This window comes from Pantoea sp. IMH, from assembly GCF_000599885.1.
Lineage (GTDB): Bacteria > Pseudomonadota > Gammaproteobacteria > Enterobacterales > Enterobacteriaceae > Erwinia.
The window spans coordinates 916,076-940,781 of record NZ_JFGT01000002.1 but is presented as its reverse complement, the minus strand read 5'-3'; the positions used below and the strand labels follow the sequence as shown (position 1 = coordinate 940,781).

Genomic DNA, 24,706 nt, shown 5'->3' with positions numbered 1-24,706 from the left:
AGGGAAGTCATGTAAGTGAGTATCGCGCCGTTGACTGGCAATCCTGCGGGATTGCCTTAACGCGCAACACCTGTGTCGAAGACACAAACGTTGAAGGTAAGGAGTTTATAGTGAAAAAGTTGTTGTGTGCCGCAGGCCTTTCTATCGCTCTGGCGGTTTCCGCCGGTGCTCAGGCTGCTGACAAGATTGCAGTGGTGAACGTTTCCAGCATTTTCCAACAGTTACCTGCGCGAGCAACGGTTGCGAAACAGCTTGAGAATGAATTTAAAGGCCGTGCAACTGAGTTGCAGAAAATGGAGCGCGATCTGCAGAGCAAGATGCAGCGTTTACAGCGTGACGGCTCAACCATGAAGGCCAGCGAACGCAGCCGCATGGAAAAAGACGTGATGGCGCAGCGTGAAACCTTTTCGACTAAAGCGCAGGCTTTTGAGCAGGATAACCGCCGTCGCCAGGCTGAAGAACGTAACAAAATCCTGAGCCGTATCCAGGATGCCGTTAAAAAAGTGGCTGATGACGAAGGCTATGATGTGGTCATCGATGCTAACGCTGTGGCCTACGCAGGTAAATCCAAAGACATCACTTCTGATGTTCTGAAACAGGTTAAATAATCGATGTCTTCTATTCGACTGGCTGATTTAGCCCAGCAGTTGGATGCAGATTTGCACGGAGATGGCGAACTCGTCATCTCCGGCATTGCTTCTATGCAATCCGCCCAATCCGGTCAAATCACTTTTCTCTCTAACAGTCGCTATCGTGAACAGCTCGCAGCCTGCCAGGCTTCTGCCGTGGTGTTGACGGAAGCGGATCTGGACTATTTCAACGGCGCAGCTCTGGTGGTGAAAGATCCCTATCTGACCTATGCCCGCATGGCGCAGATCCTGGATAGCACGCCACAGCCAGCGCAGAATATCGCGGCCAGCGCGGTGATCGATCCCAGTGCAAAACTTGGCAATAATGTCTCTGTCGGTGCGAATGCTGTCATCGAATCGGAGGTTGAGCTGGGTGATAACGTGGTGATTGGCGCGGGCTGCTTTGTCGGCAAGCGTGCCCGTATCGGTGCCGGTAGCCGCTTGTGGGCTAACGTTTCGGTTTATCACGAAGTTCAGATTGGTGAACGCTGCCTGATCCAGTCAGGTACGGTGATTGGCGCTGATGGCTTTGGCTATGCCAACGATCGCGGCAACTGGGTGAAAATCCCTCAGCTTGGCACGGTTATCATCGGTGATCGCGTCGAGATTGGTGCCTGTACCACTATCGATCGTGGCGCGTTGGATAACACTCAGATCGGGAATGGTGTTATCATAGACAACCAGTGTCAGATTGCGCATAACGTTGTGATTGGCGACAACACCGCGGTAGCGGGTGGCGTCATCATGGCCGGCAGCCTGAAAATTGGCCGCTATTGTATGATAGGCGGTGCTAGCGTGATTAATGGTCACATGGAAATTTGTGACAAAGTTACGGTAACCGGAATGGGAATGGTGATGCGACCTATCACCGAACCTGGGGTATACTCTTCCGGCATTCCGCTACAACCCAATAAAACCTGGCGCAAAACCGCCGCTCTGGTCATGAACATCGATGAATTAAGCAAACGCTTAAAAGCCATCGAGCGTAAGGTCGATAAGGACTAAACGCCAGAGCAGCCTGTTACACGCTTTCAGTATCTGTCATCGCCGTAACGACGCGGCAGTGAGACGTTCATTAGGAGTTTTACCGCTCCGGCAACGTTTTCATTGTGCATCTGTTGTAGTAACAGGCAGGGCAGATAGAAATATAATGCCAAGCATCGAAAGCTTTGCGTACGGGACTAATTTGCGGCCTGCGGACGATCTGACGATCTTTGCAGGCCGTGTTATTGATGCCATCAGAAATTTTTAGGACAGGAAGAGTATTTTGACTACTGAAACTCATACTCTGAAGATTGAAGAGATTATTGAACTGCTGCCGCACCGCTATCCGTTTCTGCTGGTCGATCGCGTGCTGGAATTTGAAGAACATAAATTTCTGCGTGCGGTGAAGAACGTATCGGTTAACGAACCGTTTTTCCAGGGCCACTTCCCTGGTAAACCGATTTTTCCAGGCGTACTGATTCTGGAAGCCATGGCGCAGGCGACCGGTATTCTGGCGTTTAAAAGCGTAGGGAAACTTGAGCCAGGCGAACTGTACTATTTCGCCGGTATCGACGAAGCGCGCTTCAAGCGCCCGGTGGTGCCAGGCGACCAGATGATCATGGAAGTCACCTTCGAGAAAACCCGCCGTGGTCTGACGCGCTTTAAGGGCGTGGCGACCGTTGACGGTAAAATTGTCTGCGAAGCAACGATGATGTGTGCCCGCAGCCGGGAGGCATGATTTGTGATTGATGATACCGCTGTTATCCATCCGAGTTCCGTCATTGAAGAGGGCGCCGTCATCGGCGCTCGCGTGCATATTGGCCCTTTCTGCTTTATCGGCGCGAACGTTGAGATCGGCGAAGGCACCGTACTGAAGTCTCATGTGGTGGTAAACGGACACACTCGTATTGGTAAAGACAATACGATTTATCAGTTTGCCACTATTGGTGAAGCGAACCAGGATCTCAAATACGCAGGTGAACCCACCCGCGTTGAGGTTGGCGATCGTAACAGCATCCGTGAAAGCGTGACGATCCATCGGGGCACGGCGCAGGCTGAAGGTCTCACGAAAGTGGGCAGCGATAACCTGCTGATGGTGAATGCTCACATTGCTCACGACTGCGTGATTGGCGACCGCTGTATTCTGGCCAATAATGCCACGCTGGGTGGCCATGTTACGGTTGATGACTTTGCCATTATCGGCGGGATGACCGCGGTTCATCAGTTCTGCATTATTGGTGCACATGTGATGGTGGGCGGTTGCTCCGGCGTTGCTCAGGATGTGCCACCTTTCGTGATTGCCCAGGGCAACCACGCCACGCCATTCGGTATCAACCTGGTGGGGCTGGGTCGTCGCGGCTTCAGTAAAGAAGCGCTGCATGCAATCCGCAACGCTTATAAAATTCTTTACCGCAGTGGTAAAACGCTGGAAGAAGCGAAGCCTGAAATTGAAGAGATCGCACGCAAGCATCCTGAAGTGCAGCCCTTTTATGATTTCTTCGCCCGCTCTACGCGTGGCCTGATCCGTTAACCTATGCGGTCTTTAACCATTGCCCTTGTCGCCGGAGAAACCTCCGGCGATATTCTTGGTGCGGGTCTGATCCGTGCCCTGAAAGAAAAACACCCGAATGCGCGTTTTGTTGGCGTAGCGGGACCGCTGATGCAGGCCGAAGGTTGTGAAGCCTGGTATGAGATGGAAGAGCTGGCGGTCATGGGCATCGTGGAGGTGCTGGAACGGCTGCCAAGGTTGCTCTCTATCCGGCGCGATTTGACCCATCGTTTCACCGAGCTGCGGCCCGATGTTTTTGTCGGTATCGATGCGCCAGACTTCAATATCACCCTTGAAGGGCGCCTCAAGCAGCGCGGTATCCGTACGATACATTACGTCAGTCCTTCCGTCTGGGCATGGCGTCAGAAACGCGTTTTCAAAATTGGTCGTTCGACCGATTTGGTGCTGGCATTTCTCCCTTTTGAAAAGGCGTTCTACGATCGCTACAAGGTTCCCTGCCGTTTTATTGGCCATACAATGGCTGATGCGATGCCGATCGAACCTGATAAGCTGGCCGCCAGGCGCGAGCTGGGTATTGCTGAGGGCACGCCTTGCCTGGCGCTGCTGCCTGGTAGCCGCAGCGCTGAAGTAGAGATGCTCAGCGGCGACTTTCTGCGAACGGCCGCGCTGCTGCGCCAGAAATGGCCCGATCTGGAAATTGTGGTGCCGCTGGTGAACCCGCGCCGTCGCGAACAGTTTGAAAAAATCAAAGCCGAAGTGGCTCCCGATCTGCCAATGCATTTGCTCGACGGAAAAGGGCGTGCCGCTATGGTTGCGAGCGACGCTGCGCTGCTGGCCTCCGGCACCGCGGCGCTGGAGTGCATGCTGGCTAAATGCCCGATGGTGGTGGGTTACCGGATGAAGCCTTTCACTTTCTGGCTGGCGAAACGGCTGGTTAAAACCGATTACGTTTCCCTGCCTAACTTGCTGGCGGGCCGCGAGCTGGTGAAAGAGCTGCTTCAGGAAGAGTGTCGCCCCGACTTACTGGCTGCGGCACTTGAACCGCTGCTGGCCGACGGGGAGCCGCGTCAGCGTCTGCTGGCCACCTTTGCGGAACTGCACCATCAGATCCGCTGGAACGCCGACGAGCAGGCTGCTGCGGCCGTACTGGAGCTGTGTTCATGAGTGAATTTATCTATCCTTCAGCCTCCCGCATCGCCGGTGTGGATGAAGTTGGCCGTGGCCCGCTGGTTGGCGCCGTGGTGACTGCCGCCGTGATCCTCGATCCGGCTAAGCCTGTTGCCGGACTGGCGGATTCCAAGAAGCTGTCGGAAAAGCGTCGCCTGGCGCTTTATGATGAAATCTGCGAAAAGGCGTTAAGCTGGAGCCTGGGTCGGGCAGAGCCGGAAGAAATTGACCAGCTTAATATTTTGCACGCCACCATGCTGGCGATGCAGCGCGCCGTAGCGGGTTTACATATCGCGCCAGATTTTGTATTAATCGATGGCAATCGCTGCCCTGCGCTGCCTGTGCCCGCGCAGGCGGTGGTCAAAGGCGACAGTCTGGTGGCTGAAATCAGCGCCGCGTCGATTGTGGCTAAAGTGACGCGCGATCGTGAAATGGCGGCGCTGGATCTGCTGTTTCCGGATTACGGATTTGCTCAGCATAAAGGCTACCCGACCGCGCTACATCTTGAAAAACTGAGCCTGTTTGGCGCCACGCCGCATCACCGCCGCAGCTTTGCGCCGGTGCGCAATGCGCTGCTGGATGCTGAGGTGGCCACGGCCGCCCGCATCGCCGTTTAATTTCTCTTCAGCCTTTAGCAGGATCCATTATGGCCGAACCTCGTTTTATTCATCTCCGCGTTCACAGCGACTACTCCATGATCGATGGGCTAGCCAAAACGGGCCCGTTGGTGAAGCGAGCGGCGGAACTCGGTATGCCCGCGATCGCCATTACTGACTTCACCAACCTTTGCGGGCTGGTAAAGTTTTACGGTACGGCACACGCACAGGGAATGAAGCCGATCATCGGGGCCGACGTCAACGTCGCCAGCGAAGCGATGGGCGAGGAGCTTTCGCAACTGACGATCCTCGCCGCAACCAATGACGGCTATCAGAATCTGACCCTGCTGATATCCCGCGCCTACCAGCGTGGTTATGGTGCCGCCGGACCGGTGATCGATCGTGACTGGCTTATTGAACTCAATGAAGGATTGATTCTGCTTTCAGGCGGACGCCGTGGCGACGTCGGACAGATGCTGCTGCGCGGCAATGATGCGATGGTGACGGAGTGCCTCTCTTTTTATCAGACCCATTTTTCTGACCGCTATTACCTTGAGCTGATCCGCACCGGTCGCCCTGATGAAGAAACCTGGGTGCATGCAGCAGTCGCACTCGCTACCCGTGAAGGTATCCCCGTCGTCGCCACCAATGAGGTCTGTTTTCTTAAGGAAGACGATTTTGACGCGCATGAAATCCGCGTAGCGATCCACGACGGCTTTACCCTGGACGATCCCAAACGACCCCGCAACTACAGCGCTCAGCAATATCTGCGCACCAGCGATGAAATGTGTGAGCTTTTCTCAGACATCCCTGAAGCGCTGGCAAACAGCGTGGAAATCGCTAAACGCTGTAACGTCACCATTCGCCTCGGTGAATATTTTCTTCCCCAGTTCCCGACGGGCAATATGACCACGGAAGATTTCCTGGTTATGAAGTCAAAAGAGGGGCTGGAAGAGCGTCTGGAATTCCTGTTTCCCGACCCGGAAGTGCGTGCCCAGAAACGGCCTGAATATGATGAGCGTCTCGAGATCGAGCTGAACGTTATCAATCAGATGGGGTTTCCAGGCTACTTCCTGATCGTGATGGAGTTCATCCAGTGGTCGAAAGATAACGATGTGCCGGTCGGGCCGGGGCGCGGCTCTGGCGCGGGCTCACTGGTCGCCTATGCACTGAAAATTACCGATCTTGATCCGCTTGAATTCGATCTGCTGTTCGAACGTTTCCTTAACCCGGAACGTGTCTCCATGCCCGATTTTGACGTCGACTTCTGCATGGAAAAGCGTGACCTGGTGATTGAGCACGTCGCTGAAATGTATGGCCGCAAGGCGGTATCACAGATCATCACTTTCGGTACGATGGCGGCAAAAGCGGTTATCCGCGACGTGGGGCGCGTACTGGGTCATCCTTACGGTTTTGTTGACCGCATCTCCAAGCTGGTGCCGCCCGATCCCGGGATGACGCTGGAAAAAGCGTTTGCCGCTGAACCGCAGCTGCCTGAGATTTATGAGGCGGATGAGGAAGTAAAGGCGCTGATCGACATGGCGCGCAAACTGGAAGGGGTGACGCGAAACGCCGGTAAACACGCCGGTGGCGTGGTGATAGCGCCCACACAGATCACCGACTTCGCCCCGCTTTACTGCGATGAAAACGGTAATCACCCGGTTACCCAGTTTGATAAAAACGATGTGGAATATGCCGGGCTGGTGAAGTTTGACTTCCTCGGCCTGCGCACGCTGACCATCATCGACTGGGCGCTGAAGATGATCAACGCCCGCCGGGCAAAGCAGGGCGAGCCGCCAATCGATATTGCCGCGATTCCGCTTGAAGATAAAAAAAGTTTCGATATGCTGCAACGCTCGGAAACCACGGCGGTATTCCAGCTTGAATCACGCGGCATGAAGGATCTGATTAAGCGCCTGAAGCCCGACTGCTTTGAAGATATGATCGCCCTGGTGGCGCTGTTCCGTCCGGGACCGCTACAGTCAGGCATGGTGGATAACTTTATTGACCGTAAGCACGGTCGTGAAGCGATCTCCTACCCCGATATTCAGTGGCAGCATGAGTCACTGAAGCCGGTGCTGGAGCCGACCTATGGCATTATCCTGTATCAGGAACAGGTAATGCAGATCGCTCAGGTGCTGGCGGGCTACAGCCTTGGCGGTGCCGACATGCTGCGACGCGCAATGGGGAAAAAGAACCCGGTCGAAATGGCCAAGCAGCGCGGCGGCTTTGAGGATGGCGCAAAATCACGCGGCATTGATGGTGAACTGGCGGTTAAGATCTTCGATCTGGTGGAAAAGTTCGCAGGTTATGGCTTCAATAAATCGCACTCTGCCGCTTATGCGCTGGTCTCTTACCAGACGCTGTGGCTGAAGGCGCACTATCCCGCAGAATTTATGGCAGCGGTCATGACGGCTGATATGGATAACACCGAAAAGGTGGTTGGCCTGGTCGATGAGTGCTGGCGTATGGGACTCAAGGTATTGCCGCCGGATATCAACTCCGGCCTCTACCAGTTCCACGTTAATGACGACGGTGAGATCGTTTACGGTATCGGGGCGATCAAAGGCGTGGGTGAAGGCCCGATCGAAGCCATACTGGAGGCGCGTAATAAAGATGGTTACTTCCGGGAACTGTTCGATCTTTGCGCCCGCACTGATACCAAAAAGCTTAACCGACGCGTGCTGGAAAAGCTGATTATGTCCGGCGCCTTCGATCGCCTGGGGCCCCATCGCGCGGCGCTGATGAGCGCGCTGGGCGATGCGCTGAAGGCCGCCGATCAGCATGCGAAGGCGGAAGCTATCGGCCAGGCGGATATGTTTGGCGTACTGGCCGATGAACCGGAGCAGATCGAACAGTCCTATGCGGACGTGACGCCGTGGCCGGAACAGGTCAGACTTGATGGCGAAAGAGAGACACTGGGCCTTTACCTCACCGGGCACCCGATCAATCAGTATCTGAAAGAGATCGAGCGCTACGTGGGGGGAGTACGCCTGAAAGACATGCACCCGACCGAACGAGGCAAAATGACGATGGCTGTCGGTCTGGTGGTGGCGGCCCGCGTGATGGTAACAAAACGTGGTAACCGGATTGGCATCTGTACACTTGACGACCGTTCAGGCCGGCTGGAAGTGATGTTGTTTACAGATGCGCTAGACAAGTTCCAGCATTTGCTGGAAAAAGACCGTATTCTGATCGTCAGCGGACAGGTCAGCTTCGATGACTTCAGCGGAGGGCTTAAAATGACCGCCCGCGATGTGATGGACATTGATGAAGCCCGTGAAAAATATGCACGCGGGCTTGCTATCTCGCTGACGGACAGGCAAATTGATGACCAGCTTTTGAACCGTCTCCGTCAATCCCTGGAACCCCATCGTTCGGGGACTATTCCGGTACATCTCTACTATCAGAGAGAGGATGCACGGGCGAAGCTGCGCTTTGGCGCAGCCTGGCGCGTTTCGCCCAGCGATCGTTTGTTAAACGAACTGAGGTCGCTGATAGGGTCGGAGCAGGTGGAACTGGAGTTTGACTAAAACAGGAACATTATGAGTCTTAATTACCTGGATTTCGAACAGCCAATTGCGGAACTTGAAGCGAAAATTGATTCGCTGAAGTCGGTTGGCCGTCAGGATGAAAAACTGGATATTAATCTGGATGAAGAAGTGCAGCGTCTGCGTGAGAAAAGCGTTGAGCTGACGCGGAAAATCTTCGCCGATTTAGGGGCATGGCAGATCGCGCAGCTGGCGCGTCACCCTTTACGCCCTTACACGCTGGACTATGTCCGCAACGTTTTCACTGACTTTGACGAACTGGCTGGCGATCGCGCTTACGCGGATGACAAGGCTATCGTGGGCGGCATCGCCCGTCTTGAAGGCCGTCCGGTGATGATTATTGGTCATCAGAAAGGGCGTGAAACCAAAGAGAAAATCCGTCGTAACTTCGGTATGCCAGCACCGGAAGGCTATCGCAAAGCGCTGCGTCTGATGGAGATGGCCGAGCGTTTTAATATGCCGATCGTCACCTTTATCGATACGCCAGGCGCCTATCCGGGCGTGGGGGCGGAAGAGCGCGGACAGAGCGAGGCCATCGCCCGTAACCTGCGTGAAATGTCCGGGCTTAAGGTGCCGGTCATCTGTACCGTTATCGGTGAAGGTGGTTCCGGCGGCGCGCTGGCCATCGGCGTGGGCGATAAAGTGAACATGCTTCAGTACAGCACCTATTCGGTGATTTCACCGGAAGGCTGTGCGTCCATTCTGTGGAAAAGCGCGGATAAAGCGCCGCTGGCTGCTGAAGCGATGGGTATAATTGCCCCACGTCTGAAAGAGCTGAAGCTGATCGACACCGTCATTCCTGAACCGCTGGGCGGCGCGCACCGCAATCCGCTGGCGATCGGCGAATCCCTCAAGGCGCAGCTGCTGGCCGATCTGGCCGATCTGGATGTGCTGAGCAAGGATGAACTGCTGGATCGTCGCTATCAGCGTCTGATGAACTACGGCTACGCCTGATAAGCTCTGCCCGCCTAAACCACGGTGTGCCACTGCCGCCGTGGTTTTTTTATGTTCTTTTTCTTAGCCTCCCGCCTTTGCTACTTTATTGCTAACCAAAGGCCGCCAACAAGCCTTAGTGAACCGTCAATTTTATTGTGCTTCCTGTTCGCTGTTGCCAACCGTAACCCTTTTATTCTGCTTCTCTATTTCATCTTCGCTATGCTTACACCTTGCCGTTGCATTAACTCAGAGGTGAGCATTGAATATTATTGCGATAGTGGGTCCGCATAACGCCTTCTATAAAGATGAACCTATCCGGGAACTGGATGCCGCGCTGAATGTACTGGGTTTCAGAACGATCTACCCCAAAGACGCCAATGACCTGCTAAAGCTCATCGAGCACAATCCCCGCATCTGCGGCGTAATCTTTGACTGGGACGAATACAGCCTCGATCTCTGCAGTGAAATCAACGAGCTGAACGAATATCTCCCGCTCTACGCGTTCATCAGTACCCATTCCACGCTCGACGTGAGCGTCAATGAGATGCGGATGGCGATCTGGTTCTTCGAATATGGGCTTGGTGCGGCGGATGAGATCGCCCAGCGCATCCGGCAGTACACTGACGAATATATCGATACGATTACGCCGCCATTAACCAAAGCGCTGTTCAACTATGTGAAGGAAGGGAAATACACCTTTTGTACGCCGGGCCATATGGCCGGTACGGCGTTTCAGAAAAGCCCGGTGGGCAGCCTTTTCTATGATTTCTACGGCGCGAACACGCTGAAAGCGGATATCTCTATTTCGGTGACAGAACTGGGATCCCTGCTCGATCATACCGGTCCCCATCTGGAGGCCGAAGAGTATGTGGCAAGAACCTTTGGTGCCGAGCAGAGCTATATGGTCACTAACGGAACCTCAACATCAAATAAAATTGTTGGCATGTACGCCGCGCCCGCGGGAAGTACGGTGCTGATCGATCGTAACTGCCATAAGTCACTGACGCATCTGCTGATGATGAGCGACATTATTCCGGTCTGGCTGAAACCGACGCGCAATGCACTGGGAATTCTGGGGGGCATCCCTAAGCGGGAATTTACGCGTGAGAGTATTGCGCTAAAGATTGCGCAGATCCCCCGCGCCACCTGGCCAGTCCATGCGGTGATTACCAATTCGACCTACGACGGTCTGCTCTACAGCACGCAGTATATTAAGGAGACGCTGGACGTCCCTTCCATTCATTTCGATTCGGCATGGGTGCCCTATACCAATTTTCATCCGATCTACAGCGGCCTGAGCGGGATGAGCGGCGAACGAACGCCGGGGAAAGTCATCTACGAGACGCAATCGACGCATAAACTCCTGGCGGCATTCTCTCAGGCTTCCCTGATTCATATTAAAGGCGAGTATGACGAGCATACCTTTAATGAAGCCTACATGATGCACACGACAACCTCGCCGAACTATTCCATTGTCGCCTCCATAGAAACGGCTGCAGCGATGCTGCGGGGTAATCCGGGCCGTCGGCTGATTAACCGTTCCGTCGAACGTGCGCTGCACTTCCGCCGGGAAGTTCAGCGGCTGCGTGAAGAATCAGAAGGCTGGTTTTTTGATATCTGGCAGCCGGAAGGCGTCGGGGAACCGCAATGCTGGCCAATTCAGCCGGGCGATGAAGCGTGGCACGGTTTTATGGAGGCTGACGCAGATCATATGTATCTCGATCCGATCAAAGTCACGATCCTGACGCCGGGAATGAGCGAGCAGGGCGAGATGGCCGATGAAGGGATCCCCGCCGCGCTGGTCGCGAAGTTTCTGGATGAGCGCGGCGTGGTTGTTGAAAAAACCGGGCCCTATAACCTGCTGTTTCTTTTCAGCATCGGCATCGATAAAACCAAAGCGATGAGCGTACTTCGCGGACTGACTGAGTTTAAGCGCGCCTATGATCTTAATCTCAGGGTGAAAAATATGCTGCCGGATCTCTATGCAGAAGATCCTGACTTTTACCGCAATATGCGCATCCAGACCCTGGCGCAGGGTATTCATATGCTGATTCGCCAGCATGATTTGCCCCGGCTGATGCTTCAGGCTTTCGCCACGTTGCCAGAAATGCGGCTGACGCCACATCAGATGTTCCAGCAGCAGGTGAAAGGCAACGTTGAGACGGTGGAGATTGATAAGCTGGTTGGGCGGATCTCGGCCAATATGATCCTGCCGTATCCGCCAGGTGTGCCGGTGGTAATGCCGGGAGAGATGATTACGGAAGAGAGCCGTGCCGTGCTCGATTTTCTGCTGATGCTTTGCACGATAGGTCGTCATTATCCCGGTTTTGAAACGGATATTCATGGCGCAACGCTGACGGAAGCGGGGGAATATCTAGTTCGCGTACTGAAAGAGTGAATCCAGAATTGTGCCATTGTTGCCACTGACGAGCCTGCGTAAAGTACTGGCAGAAATTGATCAAGGAGTCATTATGTTAGGTATTAAGCAGGTTCATCACATTGCTATTATCGCCAGCCATTACGAAACCAGCAAAGCATTCTATTGCGATGTGCTCGGCTTTACCCTGATGGGTGAGGTTTACCGCGAAGCCCGCGATTCATGGAAAGGCGATCTGGCACTGAATGGAGAGTACGCCATTGAGCTGTTTTCATTTCCTTTCCCGCCCGCCCGGCCAACCCAGCCGGAAGCCTGTGGCCTGCGGCACCTGGCTTTCAGCGTCGGGGATATCGATCGGGCCAGCCAGTATCTCGAAGAGAAGGGCGTTAAATGTGAAGCGATCCGCGTTGATCCCGTTACCGGCAAACGCTTCACCTTCTTTTCCGATCCGGACGGTTTGCCGCTGGAGCTCTATCAGGCGTAAGATAGCGCCTGACTGACCCGGCCTGCGGTGGCCGGGTTTTCTCCATTGGTTGCGGAATCTTCATGTCAGTCTTGCTCTCTCTTCAACAATATCTTGCCGGACATCAGCATCTGCTGGTGGCTTACAGCGGCGGCCTCGACTCCAGCGTGCTGCTTCATCAACTGGTGTTATTGCGTCAGCAATTGCCCTCACTGCACCTGCGGGCGATACATATTCACCATGGACTGAGTGAGTCTGCCGATGTGTGGGTAAGTCACTGCGAAGCGGAGTGTCTCCGTTGGCAGGTTCCGCTGGAAGTGGTCCGGGTCACCGTCGATGGACGCAAAGAGGGCATTGAGGCTGCTGCGCGGCAGGCACGCTATAGCGCTTTTCGCCACGCGCTCCTGCCCGGCGAGTGCCTGGTGACCGCGCAGCATCAGGACGATCAGTGTGAAACTCTGCTGCTTGCGCTCAAGCGGGGCAGCGGCCCGGCCGGCCTGTCCGCCATGCCGCTAAAAGGATCGCTTGCGGGAGGGGATCATCTTCGTCCACTGCTTACCCAGACGCGACAACAGCTGGAAGCCTGGGCGCAGTCGCACCATCTGCGCTGGATCGAAGATGAGAGTAACCAGGACAGGCGCTATGACCGTAATTTTCTGCGGCAGGAAATCATGCCTGTGCTGACGGCCCGCTGGCCCCATTTTCCACAGGCGGTGGCCCGCAGCGCCAGCCTTTGTGCCGAACAGGAGCAGCTGCTGGATGAACTTCTCTCCGCCTCGCTCTCGGCACTGATTGACGAGAAAGGTGCACTCGACATCGCTCCGCTACATAGGATGAGCGATATCCATCGTGCCGCCTTGCTTCGACGCTGGATTGCGCGTCAGCGTGGCAAGATGCCATCAAAAGAAGCGCTGAGCCGTCTCTGGCATGAAGTTGCCTGTAGCCGGGAAGATGCCACGCCATGCCTTGTTTTGGGAGAGGCGGAAGTGCGCCGCTTTCGCCACCGGCTTTACTGGCTCACGCGGATGCCCGATCTGAAAAGTGTCATTATCCCGTGGCACTCTCCCCGGACGGCCCTGTTATTGCCAGCGGGGTTGGGGAAGCTTGTCAGAGGAGAGAGAGGAACGGCGGTGCGCTTACCCGGCGGGCAGGAAATCATCAGCGTGCGCTTTCAGGGCCGCGGGCAGTATAATATCACTGGCCGTGCCGGCAGCCGGCCGCTCAAAAAACTCTGGCAGGAGCTGGGCGTTCCTCCCTGGGAGCGGGAGCGCACGCCGCTGATTTACTATAACGATACCCTGATTGCCGCCGCCGGTCTGTTTGTGACCCGTGAAGGCGATCCGGCTGGCGGTCAGGCCATGAAAATTCACTGGGAGAAAGAAGCGTCATGATAGTCACAAGAATGCTGGTGTTCCTGATGCTGACAGTGGCAGCCCTTCCGGCCCTCGCGGAGGGAGATGCGCAGGCTGGTCAGCAAAAAGCCGCGCGCTGTCAAGGCTGTCACGGCGCGCAGGGTATAGCGCCCGTTCCGGACTATCCCAATCTTGCCGGTCAGCATGCCGGCTATCTCGCCAGCGCATTACGTGCTTATCAGGCGGGGACGCGCAGCGGTGGCGAGGCGGAAGTGATGCAAGCGTTTGTGGCGGGAATGAGCGAACAAGATATTGAGGATATTGCAGCCTGGTATGCCGGACTCAGGCCCTGAGGTCGTGCTGGGGCGGCAGTGGCGCCGCCCCGGAAGAAGGTTAATCAGTCTCGCTGACGACAACAACGGTGCCAAGCGTGGGATGGGTAAAGCTGGCAATATGGTCCAGCCGGAGCTCCCGGACTTCACCCGAAAGATCGATCGCCAGATATTCCACATTTTTTCGGGAAACCATATCTGTCGCTTTCGCCTTCAGCTTTTCGCCGTTTTTCAGCTCAAGCTGCAGCATCCAGTTATTCTGGCAGGCGAGTTCCAGGTTGTCGTAGTCATCGCAGTTGATCGGTTTGTAGGCTTCATTCGTCAACATAATCGCTCACCAATAAGTTAGCAGCAGCAAAGGCTGCTTGTTCCCTGATGGAAGAGGGTAGCGCCGGATTAGCCGCCACCTCATCGAGTGCTTTCAACACGCAAGCTAATGCGTCCGGCACGTATCCCAGATCGCCGCTGCCGATTTCAGCGTATTTACGGCGAACTAATTCACAATACTTTTGCACATGCACCTCTCTCAGAGTTTTCTCTGGCTATCAGGAAACTATAACACAGCCTTTTACGCGAAATCAGCCCACAGGCAAGTGATTTGGCCCGTCATCGGGTTACAATGGCAGTCAAAGACGATAAGGAAACCTATGGCACTCAAAGCGACCATTTACAAAGCAACGGTTAACGTAGCGGATATGGACCGAAATGTTTTTATCGACAGCGCCCTGACGCTGGCACGGCACCCTTCTGAAACCGAGGAGCGGCTGATGCTGCGCCTGCTGGCCTGGCTGGTGAATGCCCATGAGCGGCTGACGTTCACGCGCGGACTGAGTGCTGAAGATGAGCCAGAAATCTGGCTGATGAATGATCATAATGGCATTGAACTCTGGATCGATCTGGGACTGCCGGATGAGCGCAGAATTAAAAAAGCCTGTAATCGCGCAGGCCGGGTAATCCTCTATACTTACAACGCCCGGGCGGCACAAATCTGGTGGCAGCAGAATCAGAGCAAACTGGCGCAGCAGCCAGCCCTGACCGTACGCTTTCTGGATGACGCGCAGCTTGCATCACTTTGTCAGCTGGCGAGCCGCTCCATGACGCTACAGGCAACGGTTCAGGATGGCACGATCTGGTTATCTGCTGAAGCTAACCATCTTGAGTTGCACTTTACCGACTGGCTGATTGACGGCAAGCTGGCATGATTATTCTTTCGCGTAACGTGGTAATCCCTGACAGCGAGCTGGAAATTACGGCCATACGGGCGCAGGGCGCGGGCGGACAACACGTCAATAAAAGCTCTACCGCCATACATCTGCGTTTTGATATCCGCGCCTCCAGCCTGCCGCCGTTTTATAAAGAACGCATGCTGGCGGCGAGCCATCATTTGATCACGCCGGAGGGTGTCGTGATCGTCAAGGCGCAGGAGTATCGCAGCCAGGAAATGAATCGCGAGGCTGCCCTTAAGCGGCTGCAAAACCTGATCCAGGAGCTGACCGTGGTGGAAAAAACGCGCCGTGCGACGCGTCCCACTCTGGCATCAAAAAAGCGCCGGCTGGAGAGCAAGTCCCGCAAAGCCAGTACCAAATCCCTGCGCGGTAAAATGCGCCGCGCACCGGAGTAAACCTCACTCAGAAAATCAGGAGGAGCAGAGTGAAAAAAAGTGCCGTGGTTTTGCTGGCTACATTGCTGGCAGGCATGCTGACAGGCTGTCAGGGGCGTGAAACCGTTGTTGCCGCACAGGCGCCGCAAGCGATCGCGCAAACCTACCGGGGCGTTATTCCCTGTGCTGATTGCGAAGGGATCGAAGTGACGCTGCTGTTGCAACAGGGAGGCGAATACCGCCTGAACGAGCGTTATCTCGGTACGGATGTTACGGGTGACCCGCAGCAGGGGCGCTGGACAAGAACGGCTGAAATGCTGGTGCTGGTATCAGATAAGGGCGAGAAGCGCTATTTCCGGCCCCGCGATAGCGGGCTGGAAATGATGGATACGCAGGGGAATCCCATTCAGTCGACCAACAGTTACCGGCTGCAGCTGGTTAACTGATGGCAGGGCGGCGGCAGGTGATGCTCTGCCGCCGTCCTGATTTTAGCCGTTAATTTCGGCGAGCAGGAAATCTATAATGTCGTGGGTTTTGATCATGCGTTTTTCCCCTTCACGACGAGATTTGTATTCGATCTCTTCGCTGTCCAGGTTCCGGTCGCCAATCACGATAGTGTGCGGTACGCCAATCAGCTCCATATCCGCAAACATCACGCCAGGACGCTCTTTACGATCGTCGAGGATGACATCAATGCCTTTGGCGCGCAGCTCCGCATACAGCGTTTCCGCCAGTTCCTTCACGCGGAAGGACTTATGCATATTCATCGGCAGGATCGCGACCTGGAAAGGTGCCAGCGCCGCAGGCCAGATGATGCCGCGATCGTCATGGTTTTGCTCAATGGCGGCAGCCACGATACGGGAAATACCAATACCGTAGCAGCCCATGCTCAGCACCTGATTACGTCCATCTTCGCCCTGCACAGAGGCTTTCATCGCCTCGGAATATTTGGTGCCAAGCTGGAAGATATGCCCCACTTCAATACCGCGTTTGATCAGCAGCGTACCTTTACCGTCCGGGCTGGCGTCGCCTTCGACCACATTGCGGATATCCGCCACGCGTGGCAGAGGTAAATCGCGTTCCCAGTTGATGCCTGTAAAGTGTTTACCATCCACATTTGCACCCGCGCAGAAGTCGCTCATGGCGGCAACGGTGCGGTCAACAATCACCGGCAGTGAAAGACCCACAGGGCCGAGTGAGCCTGGACCCGCGCCAACGGCAGCGCGAATTTCATCTTCGCTGGCGAAGGTAAGCGGCGTGGCGACGATATCAATTTTCTCCGCCTTGATCTCATTCAGTTCATGATCGCCGCGAACCAGCAAAGCAACCAGGCTATGGCCGCTTTCCGCTGAGGCTTTGACCATCAGTGTCTTCACGGTTTTTTCGATCGGCACGCCGAACTGTTCGACCAGTGCGGCAATCGTCTTCGCGTCTGGCGTGGCAATCTCATTCAGCGCTTCCGTGGCGTCCGCACGGCCACCGGCAGGCGCAACGGCTTCAGCCAGTTCAATATTAGCGGCATAGTCAGAATCGGTTGAGAAGACGATGTCATCTTCGCCACTCTGTGCCAGTACCTGGAACTCATGCGAAGCACTGCCGCCTATTGAACCGGTATCGGCCTGCACGGCGCGGAAATCCAGCCCCATACGGCTGAAGCACTGGCTATAGGCGCGATACATATCGTCGTAAGTTGCCTGAAGCGATTCCTGCGTTGTGTGAAAGGAGTAAGCATCTTTCATGATGAATTCGCGCGAGCGCATCACGCCAAAGCGCGGGCGAACTTCATCACGGAATTTGGTCTGGATCTGAAACACGTTAAGCGGCAGCTGCTTATAAGAACTCAGCTCGTTACGGATCAGATCGGTCACCACTTCTTCATGCGTCGGGCCAAGCACAAAAGGGCGCTCTCCACGATCGACAAAGCGCAGCAGCTCAGGGCCATACTGTTCCCAGCGTCCGCTCTCCTGCCACAGATCGGCGGGCTGTACGACCGGCATAGAGATTTCAATCGCACCGGCGTTGTTCATCTCTTCACGCACGATGTTTTCAACTTTTTTCAGTACGCGCAGGCCGGTCGGCAGCCAGGTATAAAGACCGGAAGCCAGTTTGCGGATCATGCCCGCACGCAGCATCAGCTGATGGCTGATGACTTCAGCGTCGGCAGGCGTCTCCTTCTGAGTGGAGAGCAGATATTGAGTAGTACGCATGAGTTACGATTCCAGTTAACCAATCCGCTTAGAAATTAAGCAAAGCATTGAAAATGCAAATAAGGTGGCCGGGTCCGGTAGATAAGTGCCGCAAAACGGTCACTTATGCCCATGGCCGGCGTCGACGTAGTGTAACAGTGTGTCCGTAGACTCAAAAGATGCGGGGAAATAAATTAGCGTGGATCGACGCCCGTCACGAGCGTGCCCGCTTCATTAACCTGCCAGCGGACGTTGAAATCGAATAGCCATGCGGCATATTCACGGCCGGGCGCTTCTCCCTTGCGATAGGCCGGACGAGGATCCTGCGCCAGCACCTGAGTGATAAAGCGTGCCAGGTGCGGATATTTTTGCTGCTGGTGGGCGATCTGCGCCAGCGCCTGAGGCGAGAAGCTCACCGGCATGGCGGCCTCGGGTGCCTGCTGGGCAAAACCTGCGCGGGCTTCGGGTAAGGCTTCGGCAAACGGCAGGTAAGGTTTGATATCCACCACAGGTGTGCCATCGACCAGGTCAAGGCTGCCCAGCTCCAGCACCACGCTGCCCTTATCCGTTCTGATGCCGGTCAGCTCAACCAGCGACATGCCGACGGGATTAGGCCGGAAGGTTGAGCGGGTGGCAAAGACGCCCATACGGGCATTGCCGCCCAGGCGGGGAGGGCGGACAGTGGGTCGCCAGCCGCCTTCCATCGTCTGATGGAAAACAAACAGCAGCCACAGATGGCTGAAGGCTTCGAGTCCGCGCACGGCTTCGGGCTGATTATAAGGTGGATGAAGATGCAGTTCGCCGCCGCCGTCCTGAATAAGGCCAGGCTGCCGCGGTACGGCAAACTTTTCCTTCCAGGGAGAATGGATGGTGCCGATTTGCTGGAAGGAGAATGTCTGCATTATTTCGACACTTTCAGCGCAGAGCCCTGGCATACGGCCTGGCGATAGCAGCCCTGGGAATGGCTGATGATTTCACATTTGTGCAGCAGCACCGCGTTGGCTTTCAGCGCCGAAGCGCGGATCTGCATCCGTTTGCGGGCAGTATTGATATTCGGCGGTGAGCTTTGGCTGGTGGCCTGGCAGTCGTTACCGTAAACCTCACCCAAATCGCGGAAAGGCTTGCTGACCAGATCGCCAGCGTCGGTATAGATTTTCACCGGCGCAGGACGTGGTGCGGGTTTCGAACGTGCTGGCTCAGTTTGCGTAGTCTGCTTAAAAGGCTCGACGGGTTTGTAAGGTTTATGCAGCAACGAACACCCTGTCAGCGAAAGGGCTAACAAACAGAGCGGTAAAACACGCATGGGAAATCCTCATGTTCGGTAAGGGAGGCGCTATTGAAACAACCCAGAGGAAAAATAACAAGCGGAGGAAGAATAAAGCGGGCATTAGCCCGCTTTCATAAGGTTGACGCCAGCGATAGGGCGCTAACGTCATATCCTGTTTACCAGCCTTTCACCGCACCGCCGTTGAAAATTTTATTCGCGGCGTCGTTCACTTCGTCAGACTGATAGGCCTGAACAAATTTTTTCACGTTTTCAGCATCTTTATTATCTTCACGTGAGACAAGCAGGTTCACATAGGGTGACTCTTTATCTTCCACGAAGATGCCATCTTTCGCTGGCGTCAGATCGATCTGGCTGGCGTAGGTAGTGTTGATGACCGCCAGAGCGATTTGATTATCGTCCAGCGAGCGCGGCAGCTGGGGTGCTTCAAGCTCAACCAGCTTAATGTTTTTAGGGTTCTCAACCACGTCCAGCGAGGTAGGCAGCAGGCCAACGCCATCCTTCAGCTTAATCAGCCCCACTTTCTCCAGCAGCAACAGTGAACGCCCCAGGTTTGTTGGATCGTTAGGAATCGCGACCTGGGCGCCAGCTTGCAGTTCGTCCAGCGATTTGATTTTTTTAGAATAGCCCGCAATAGGATAGACGAAAGTATTCGCTACCGAGACCAGCTTGTAGCCTCGGTCTTTGATCTGCTGATCAAGATAAGGTTTATGCTGGAAAGCATTCAGGTCGATATCGCCTTTGCTTAACGCTTCATTCGGCAGGACATAATCGTTGAAGGTAACCAGTTCAACATCCAGACCATATTTGTCTTTAGCAACCTGTTTAGCAACTTCTGCAACCTGCTGTTCAGCACCCACAATGACGCCAACCTTAATATGGTTTGGATCCTTTTCTTTCTGATCGCATCCAACCAGCGCTAATGTACCAATCAGCGCACCCACAGCGGCAAATGTTTTAAAGTTAAAAGACATATCCCTTCCTTAATGTTCTTAACGAGCAGTAATTACCTGTGAGTTACCGCGCGTACGATGCGGTCGCCACAGAATTGAATTAAATAGACCAAAACTACTAACAGGATCAGTACAGTATTCATTACGGTCGCGTTATAGCCAATGTAGCCGTATTGAATGCCGATCTGACCAAGACCGCCAGCACCAACGGCGCCGCCCATTGCAGAATAGCCGACCAGCGTAATCAACGTAATTGTCGCAGCATTAATCAGCCCCGGCAGCGCTTCCGGTAGCAGAACCTTTTTCACAATCTGTAGCGGGGTGGCACCCATCGCGCGCGAGGCCTCGATCAGGCCATGCGGCAGTTCCATCAAGGTATTCTCGACCATGCGCGCAATAAAGGGTGCGGCGCCAATCGTCAGCGGCACTATTGCCGCCTGCAAGCCTATAGAGGTGCCGACGATCATCCGCGTGAACGGAATCATCCAGACCAGCAGGATAATAAAAGGAATGGCGCGGAAGATATTCACCAGCGCTGATAAAAAACGATACAGCGCACGATTCTCAACAATCTGTCCGGGACGCGTCACATAAAGCAGTACGCCCAGCGGCAGCCCAAGTACAAAACCAAAGAAACCGGAGACGAAGGTCATCACCAGGGTTTCCCATACGCCGCGGGCCAGTAACCACATCATTGCCTCAGACATAACCCAATACCTCCACCTTTACATGATGCTCCTTCAAAAACGTGATGGCGGCCTGCGTGTCAGCGTCGGTACCGTGCATCTCGGTCAGCATGATGCCGAATTTCACTCCACCGGCGTAATCCATCTGCGCGCTGATAATATTGTTATTCACGTTAAAGCGACGGGCCGACTCGGACAGCAGCGGCGCATCGACCGACTGGCCTGTGAATTCCAGCTGCAGCAGTGGAACCTGCTCAGGCTGCCTTTCTGGCGACAGTCGTGAAGCGTAATCCTCAGGAATATCCAGATGCAGCGTCGACTGAATAAATTGTTGAGCCAGCGGCGTCTTTGGATGCGAGAACACTTCGCTCACTTTATCTTGCTCAATCAGCTCACCCTGACTGATCACCGCCACCTGGTCGCAGATGCGCTTAACAACATCCATCTCATGAGTGATCAGCAATATCGTAATGCCCAACCGACGGTTAATGTCCTTCAGTAAGGCCAGAATCGAGCGGGTGGTTGCCGGATCCAGCGCGCTGGTGGCCTCATCACAGAGCAGAACTTTCGGGTTACTCGCCAGTGCACGGGCGATAGCGACACGCTGTTTCTGACCGCCAGAAAGATTGGCCGGCCAGGCGTCATGCTTATCTCCCAAACCAACCAGCTCCAGCAGTTCGCTGACACGTTGGTTAATTTCGCTGCGGGAAAGTTTACCCAGCTCAAGCGGCAGCGCCACATTGCCGGCGACGGTGCGGGAATTCATCAAGTTAAAATGCTGGAAAATCATGCCGATTTGACGACGGGCCAGTGTCAGATCACCCTCAGAAAGCTGCGTCAGCTCTTGATTATCGACCAGTACATTACCTGAAGTGGGGCGCTCAAGAAGATTCACACAGCGGATCAGGGTGCTTTTACCCGCGCCCGATGCGCCAATCACGCCGTAGATTTGCCCGGCAGGCACATGCAGGCTGACATCTTTCAGCGCTGTAATGGTGCGTGTACCTTGCTGGAACACTTTGGTGATATTTGAAAGTTTTATCATTTTATTGTCGTGAAGCAATTATCCGTGGCGTGTAATTTAGCGCGCCTAACAGCGCGTGAGTTGCGAGTGGATGTTAAGGCATCCAGACGTCTAAATCAATGAGAGTCATGTAATCTGACATTCTCGCTGTCACCCTAATCATGCGATACTCTAAGGCAACATAAGTAGCAGGAGTCTCTACGTGACTGATAAAGTCCCCGCAATTTTTCTGGATCGTGATGGCACGATGAACGTCGATAAAGGTTATGTCCATGAAATCGACAACTTTCAGTTTATTGATGGCGTCATTGATGCCATGAGAGAACTGAAGGAAATGGGCTATGCATTGGTGATGGTAACCAATCAGTCCGGTATCGCCCGTGGCCTTTATACGGAAGATACCTTTATGCAGCTGACCGAATGGATGGACTGGTCGCTGGCAGATCGCGATGTCGATTTGGATGGCATCTATTTTTGTCCTCATCATCCTGAAGCCGTCGTTGAAGAGTATCGTCAGGCGTGCAACTGCCGTAAGCCGCAGCCAGGTATGCTGCTTCAGGCAAAGGACGAACTGAACATTGATATGTCGGCGTCTTATATGGTTGGTGACAAAATTGACGATATGCTGGCGGGAAAAGCGGCGGGCGTGGGTAAAACAGTCCTGGTCCGTAGCGGCAAGCCCGTAACAGAGGAGGGCGAAAAAGCCGCAGATTGGGTAATAGATAGCCTGGCTAACCTGCCTGCCCGCCTTAAGGCGCAGTAAAAAACAGCGTTATGGGTGAAGTTTCGCCGAACGATAAAAAAGTTCATCTTTCTGCTTGCCTTCCCCCGGCGCATCCCTATAATGCGCCTCCATCGACACGGAACAACGGCTTACATGCCGCCGGGTTGAGAGGTTCAGGAAGCTGAGCCGCCAGAGAAAAACTTCTGAAAAAGAGGTTGACTCTGAAGGAGGAAAACGTAAGATACGCCACCTCGCAGTAAGTCGCCAAGGCGCTTACCGCAACGCTCTTTAACAATTTATCAGACAATCTGTGTGGGCACTCGCAGGATTGATATCAGCGTCTCCGGACGCAAAAAATATCAAGTCTTAAGAGTGAACACATAATGAAATTCATTATGAGTGTTTTACACTTGAGCATCGCTTAACGTGTTTAAGCAAATCAAGCTTTTAATTGAAGAGTTTGATCATGGCTCAGATTGAACGCTGGCGGCAGGCCTAACACATGCAAGTCGGACGGTAGCACAGAGGAGCTTGCTCCTTGGGTGACGAGTGGCGGACGGGTGAGTAATGTCTGGGAAACTGCCCGATAGAGGGGGATAACTACTGGAAACGGTAGCTAATACCGCATAACCTCGCAAGAGCAAAGTGGGGGACCTTCGGGCCTCACGCTATCGGATGTGCCCAGATGGGATTAGCTAGTAGGTGGGGTAATGGCTCACCTAGGCAACGATCCCTAGCTGGTCTGAGAGGATGACCAGCCACACTGGAACTGAGACACGGTCCAGACTCCTACGGGAGGCAGCAGTGGGGAATATTGCACAATGGGCGCAAGCCTGATGCAGCCATGCCGCGTGTATGAAGAAGGCCTTCGGGTTGTAAAGTACTTTCAGCGGGGAGGAAGGCGGTGAGGTTAATAACCTTACCGATTGACGTTACCCGCAGAAGAAGCACCGGCTAACTCCGTGCCAGCAGCCGCGGTAATACGGAGGGTGCAAGCGTTAATCGGAATTACTGGGCGTAAAGCGCACGCAGGCGGTCTGTCAAGTCAGATGTGAAATCCCCGGGCTTAACCTGGGAACTGCATTTGAAACTGGCAGGCTAGAGTCTTGTAGAGGGGGGTAGAATTCCAGGTGTAGCGGTGAAATGCGTAGAGATCTGGAGGAATACCGGTGGCGAAGGCGGCCCCCTGGACAAAGACTGACGCTCAGGTGCGAAAGCGTGGGGAGCAAACAGGATTAGATACCCTGGTAGTCCACGCCGTAAACGATGTCGACTTGGAGGCTGTTCCCCTGAGGAGTGGCTTCCGGAGCTAACGCGTTAAGTCGACCGCCTGGGGAGTACGGCCGCAAGGTTAAAACTCAAATGAATTGACGGGGGCCCGCACAAGCGGTGGAGCATGTGGTTTAATTCGATGCAACGCGAAGAACCTTACCTACTCTTGACATCCACGGAATTTAGCAGAGATGCTTTAGTGCCTTCGGGAACCGTGAGACAGGTGCTGCATGGCTGTCGTCAGCTCGTGTTGTGAAATGTTGGGTTAAGTCCCGCAACGAGCGCAACCCTTATCCTTTGTTGCCAGCGATTCGGTCGGGAACTCAAAGGAGACTGCCGGTGATAAACCGGAGGAAGGTGGGGATGACGTCAAGTCATCATGGCCCTTACGAGTAGGGCTACACACGTGCTACAATGGCGCATACAAAGAGAAGCGACCTCGCGAGAGCAAGCGGACCTCACAAAGTGCGTCGTAGTCCGGATCGGAGTCTGCAACTCGACTCCGTGAAGTCGGAATCGCTAGTAATCGTGGATCAGAATGCCACGGTGAATACGTTCCCGGGCCTTGTACACACCGCCCGTCACACCATGGGAGTGGGTTGCAAAAGAAGTAGGTAGCTTAACCTTCGGGAGGGCGCTTACCACTTTGTGATTCATGACTGGGGTGAAGTCGTAACAAGGTAACCGTAGGGGAACCTGCGGTTGGATCACCTCCTTACCTGAAGATACTTTCCCGCGTAGTGTCCACAACAGATTGTCTGATAGAAACGTTAGAGCAAGACGGCTGCGAAGTCGTGACACTTCTGTGTCCCCTTCGTCTAGCGGTTAGGACTCCGCCCTTTCACGGCGGCAACAGGGGTTCGAATCCCCTAGGGGACGCCACTTGCTTGGTGACAGGTGAAAGGTGTCTCCACGAAATATCTCAAAACTGGCTTACGAGCCATGTCTGAGATATTTGCTCTTTAACAATCCGGAACAAGCTGAAAATTGAAACGACACACTGCGTTTATCCTCCGTAATAAGGATAAACAGACCGGTGTGTTCGAGTCTCTCAAATGCTTACAGCACACAGTATCCTG

General features: G+C 54.4%; 24 protein-coding genes, 1 tRNA gene and 1 rRNA gene. 18 read left to right on the top strand and 8 right to left on the bottom strand.

Features of this window, described 5'->3' with window-relative positions:
- Positions 1 to 110 precede the first annotated feature (110 nt).
- The 12 genes from skp (at position 111) to EA20_RS0104305 (ending at position 13,918) form a co-directional block, all read left to right on the top strand.
- A complete protein-coding gene (gene skp, locus EA20_RS0104360) occupies positions 111 to 608 on the top strand; it encodes a molecular chaperone Skp (RefSeq protein ID WP_024965667.1) in 498 nt (165 codons plus the stop codon).
- 3 nt (positions 609 to 611) lie between these two features.
- Complete coding sequence (gene lpxD, locus EA20_RS0104355) at positions 612 to 1,634, top strand: UDP-3-O-(3-hydroxymyristoyl)glucosamine N-acyltransferase (RefSeq protein ID WP_024965666.1); 1,023 nt, start codon at positions 612 to 614, stop codon at positions 1,632 to 1,634.
- A gap of 262 nt (positions 1,635 to 1,896) precedes the next feature.
- Complete coding sequence (gene fabZ, locus EA20_RS0104350) at positions 1,897 to 2,352, top strand: 3-hydroxyacyl-ACP dehydratase FabZ (RefSeq protein WP_024965665.1); 456 nt, start codon at positions 1,897 to 1,899, stop codon at positions 2,350 to 2,352.
- A 3-nt stretch (positions 2,353 to 2,355) separates the two neighbouring features.
- Complete coding sequence (gene lpxA / locus EA20_RS0104345; RefSeq protein WP_024965664.1) at positions 2,356 to 3,144, top strand: acyl-ACP--UDP-N-acetylglucosamine O-acyltransferase; 789 nt, start codon at positions 2,356 to 2,358, stop codon at positions 3,142 to 3,144.
- A gap of 3 nt (positions 3,145 to 3,147) precedes the next feature.
- On the top strand, positions 3,148 to 4,287 hold the full coding sequence (lpxB, locus tag EA20_RS0104340) for a lipid-A-disaccharide synthase (RefSeq protein WP_024965663.1): 1,140 nt from the start codon (positions 3,148 to 3,150) through the stop codon (positions 4,285 to 4,287).
- Positions 4,284 to 4,907 carry a ribonuclease HII gene (gene rnhB, locus EA20_RS0104335; protein ID WP_024965662.1) on the top strand — a complete coding sequence of 208 codons (624 nt, stop codon included), beginning with the start codon at positions 4,284 to 4,286 and terminating at the stop codon, positions 4,905 to 4,907. Before lpxB ends, rnhB begins: the two co-directional genes overlap by 4 nt.
- Positions 4,908 to 4,936: 29 nt before the next feature.
- A complete protein-coding gene (gene dnaE, locus EA20_RS0104330; RefSeq protein WP_024965661.1) occupies positions 4,937 to 8,419 on the top strand; it encodes a DNA polymerase III subunit alpha in 3,483 nt (1,160 codons plus the stop codon).
- A gap of 12 nt (positions 8,420 to 8,431) precedes the next feature.
- Complete coding sequence (accA, locus tag EA20_RS0104325; protein WP_024965660.1) at positions 8,432 to 9,391, top strand: acetyl-CoA carboxylase carboxyl transferase subunit alpha; 960 nt, start codon at positions 8,432 to 8,434, stop codon at positions 9,389 to 9,391.
- Between the two features lie 241 nt (positions 9,392 to 9,632).
- Positions 9,633 to 11,771, top strand: coding sequence for a lysine decarboxylase LdcC (locus EA20_RS19525; RefSeq protein ID WP_038381482.1), 2,139 nt, complete (start codon positions 9,633 to 9,635; stop codon positions 11,769 to 11,771).
- 73 nt (positions 11,772 to 11,844) lie between these two features.
- Entirely contained in the window at positions 11,845 to 12,234 is a 390-nt protein-coding gene (locus EA20_RS0104315) for a VOC family protein (protein ID WP_024965659.1), read from the top strand.
- Between the two features lie 62 nt (positions 12,235 to 12,296).
- Positions 12,297 to 13,604, top strand: a complete 1,308-nt coding sequence (gene tilS, locus EA20_RS0104310) for a tRNA lysidine(34) synthetase TilS (RefSeq protein WP_024965658.1) — start codon at positions 12,297 to 12,299, stop codon at positions 13,602 to 13,604.
- On the top strand, positions 13,601 to 13,918 hold the full coding sequence (locus tag EA20_RS0104305) for a cytochrome c (RefSeq protein WP_038381481.1): 318 nt from the start codon (positions 13,601 to 13,603) through the stop codon (positions 13,916 to 13,918). Before tilS ends, EA20_RS0104305 begins: the two co-directional genes overlap by 4 nt.
- 40 nt (positions 13,919 to 13,958) lie before the next feature.
- Here the strand turns inward: EA20_RS0104305 and rof are convergent, their stop codons facing one another.
- Complete coding sequence (rof, locus tag EA20_RS0104300) at positions 13,959 to 14,225, bottom strand: Rho-binding antiterminator (protein ID WP_024965656.1); 267 nt, start codon at positions 14,223 to 14,225, stop codon at positions 13,959 to 13,961.
- Complete coding sequence (locus EA20_RS20080; protein WP_071995378.1) at positions 14,212 to 14,412, bottom strand: YaeP family protein; 201 nt, start codon at positions 14,410 to 14,412, stop codon at positions 14,212 to 14,214. Before EA20_RS20080 ends, rof begins: the two co-directional genes overlap by 14 nt.
- A gap of 132 nt (positions 14,413 to 14,544) precedes the next feature.
- Between EA20_RS20080 and EA20_RS0104295 the strand changes: the two genes are divergently transcribed.
- From EA20_RS0104295 to EA20_RS0104285, 3 genes are read left to right on the top strand one after another with little or no spacing between them, the layout of a single operon-like run.
- Positions 14,545 to 15,099 (top strand): YaeQ family protein, encoded by a 555-nt coding sequence (locus EA20_RS0104295; RefSeq protein WP_024965655.1) that lies wholly within the window; start codon positions 14,545 to 14,547, stop codon positions 15,097 to 15,099.
- Complete coding sequence (gene arfB / locus EA20_RS0104290) at positions 15,096 to 15,518, top strand: alternative ribosome rescue aminoacyl-tRNA hydrolase ArfB (RefSeq protein ID WP_024965654.1); 423 nt, start codon at positions 15,096 to 15,098, stop codon at positions 15,516 to 15,518. Before EA20_RS0104295 ends, arfB begins: the two co-directional genes overlap by 4 nt.
- A 29-nt stretch (positions 15,519 to 15,547) precedes the next feature.
- Positions 15,548 to 15,943: a copper resistance protein NlpE N-terminal domain-containing protein gene (locus tag EA20_RS0104285; protein WP_024965653.1), complete on the top strand. Its 396-nt coding sequence runs from the start codon at positions 15,548 to 15,550 to the stop codon at positions 15,941 to 15,943.
- Between the two features lie 42 nt (positions 15,944 to 15,985).
- Here EA20_RS0104285 and proS read toward each other — a convergent pair whose 3' ends face one another.
- The 6 genes from proS to metN form a co-directional block, all read right to left on the bottom strand.
- Positions 15,986 to 17,704, bottom strand: a complete 1,719-nt coding sequence (gene proS, locus EA20_RS0104280) for a proline--tRNA ligase (RefSeq protein ID WP_024965652.1) — start codon at positions 17,702 to 17,704, stop codon at positions 15,986 to 15,988.
- A 173-nt stretch (positions 17,705 to 17,877) separates the two neighbouring features.
- Positions 17,878 to 18,585: a tRNA (N6-threonylcarbamoyladenosine(37)-N6)-methyltransferase TrmO gene (tsaA, locus tag EA20_RS0104275; RefSeq protein WP_024965651.1), complete on the bottom strand. Its 708-nt coding sequence runs from the start codon at positions 18,583 to 18,585 to the stop codon at positions 17,878 to 17,880.
- Positions 18,585 to 18,986 (bottom strand): Rcs stress response system protein RcsF, encoded by a 402-nt coding sequence (rcsF, locus tag EA20_RS0104270; RefSeq protein WP_038381480.1) that lies wholly within the window; start codon positions 18,984 to 18,986, stop codon positions 18,585 to 18,587. Before rcsF ends, tsaA begins: the two co-directional genes overlap by 1 nt.
- Positions 18,987 to 19,126: 140 nt before the next feature.
- Positions 19,127 to 19,942, bottom strand: a complete 816-nt coding sequence (locus tag EA20_RS0104265; protein WP_024965649.1) for a MetQ/NlpA family lipoprotein — start codon at positions 19,940 to 19,942, stop codon at positions 19,127 to 19,129.
- A 32-nt stretch (positions 19,943 to 19,974) separates the two neighbouring features.
- Entirely contained in the window at positions 19,975 to 20,628 is a 654-nt protein-coding gene (locus EA20_RS0104260) for a methionine ABC transporter permease MetI (protein ID WP_024965648.1), read from the bottom strand.
- On the bottom strand, positions 20,621 to 21,652 hold the full coding sequence (gene metN, locus EA20_RS0104255) for a methionine ABC transporter ATP-binding protein MetN (RefSeq protein WP_024965647.1): 1,032 nt from the start codon (positions 21,650 to 21,652) through the stop codon (positions 20,621 to 20,623). The genes EA20_RS0104260 and metN overlap by 8 nt, the downstream gene beginning before the upstream one ends.
- A 181-nt stretch (positions 21,653 to 21,833) precedes the next feature.
- Here metN and gmhB point away from each other — a divergent pair, with 181 nt between their 5' ends.
- The 3 genes from gmhB to EA20_RS0104240 all read left to right on the top strand — a co-directional run bounded on the left by gmhB (position 21,834) and on the right by EA20_RS0104240 (position 24,509).
- Positions 21,834 to 22,394 carry a D-glycero-beta-D-manno-heptose 1,7-bisphosphate 7-phosphatase gene (gene gmhB, locus EA20_RS0104250; protein WP_024965646.1) on the top strand — a complete coding sequence of 187 codons (561 nt, stop codon included), beginning with the start codon at positions 21,834 to 21,836 and terminating at the stop codon, positions 22,392 to 22,394.
- A 409-nt stretch (positions 22,395 to 22,803) separates the two neighbouring features.
- Positions 22,804 to 24,345 (top strand): 16S ribosomal RNA (locus EA20_RS0104245).
- Between the two features lie 89 nt (positions 24,346 to 24,434).
- A tRNA-Glu gene (locus EA20_RS0104240) sits at positions 24,435 to 24,509 on the top strand.
- Positions 24,510 to 24,706: the final 197 nt, after the last annotated feature.

Coding starts and splice junctions, on each gene's coding strand:
- lpxD (WP_024965666.1), top strand. CDS start 612: ATGTCTTCTATTCGACTGGCTGATTTAGCCCAGCAGTTGGATGCAGAT.
- lpxB (WP_024965663.1), top strand. CDS start 3,148: ATGCGGTCTTTAACCATTGCCCTTGTCGCCGGAGAAACCTCCGGCGAT.
- rnhB (WP_024965662.1), top strand. CDS start 4,284: ATGAGTGAATTTATCTATCCTTCAGCCTCCCGCATCGCCGGTGTGGAT.
- dnaE (WP_024965661.1), top strand. CDS start 4,937: ATGGCCGAACCTCGTTTTATTCATCTCCGCGTTCACAGCGACTACTCC.
- accA (WP_024965660.1), top strand. CDS start 8,432: ATGAGTCTTAATTACCTGGATTTCGAACAGCCAATTGCGGAACTTGAA.
- EA20_RS0104315 (WP_024965659.1), top strand. CDS start 11,845: ATGTTAGGTATTAAGCAGGTTCATCACATTGCTATTATCGCCAGCCAT.
- tilS (WP_024965658.1), top strand. CDS start 12,297: ATGTCAGTCTTGCTCTCTCTTCAACAATATCTTGCCGGACATCAGCAT.
- EA20_RS0104305 (WP_038381481.1), top strand. CDS start 13,601: ATGATAGTCACAAGAATGCTGGTGTTCCTGATGCTGACAGTGGCAGCC.
- rof (WP_024965656.1), bottom strand. CDS start 14,225: ATGTTGACGAATGAAGCCTACAAACCGATCAACTGCGATGACTACGAC.
- EA20_RS0104295 (WP_024965655.1), top strand. CDS start 14,545: ATGGCACTCAAAGCGACCATTTACAAAGCAACGGTTAACGTAGCGGAT.
- arfB (WP_024965654.1), top strand. CDS start 15,096: ATGATTATTCTTTCGCGTAACGTGGTAATCCCTGACAGCGAGCTGGAA.
- proS (WP_024965652.1), bottom strand. CDS start 17,704: ATGCGTACTACTCAATATCTGCTCTCCACTCAGAAGGAGACGCCTGCC.
- tsaA (WP_024965651.1), bottom strand. CDS start 18,585: ATGCAGACATTCTCCTTCCAGCAAATCGGCACCATCCATTCTCCCTGG.
- rcsF (WP_038381480.1), bottom strand. CDS start 18,986: ATGCGTGTTTTACCGCTCTGTTTGTTAGCCCTTTCGCTGACAGGGTGT.
- EA20_RS0104265 (WP_024965649.1), bottom strand. CDS start 19,942: ATGTCTTTTAACTTTAAAACATTTGCCGCTGTGGGTGCGCTGATTGGT.
- EA20_RS0104260 (WP_024965648.1), bottom strand. CDS start 20,628: ATGTCTGAGGCAATGATGTGGTTACTGGCCCGCGGCGTATGGGAAACC.
- metN (WP_024965647.1), bottom strand. CDS start 21,652: ATGATAAAACTTTCAAATATCACCAAAGTGTTCCAGCAAGGTACACGC.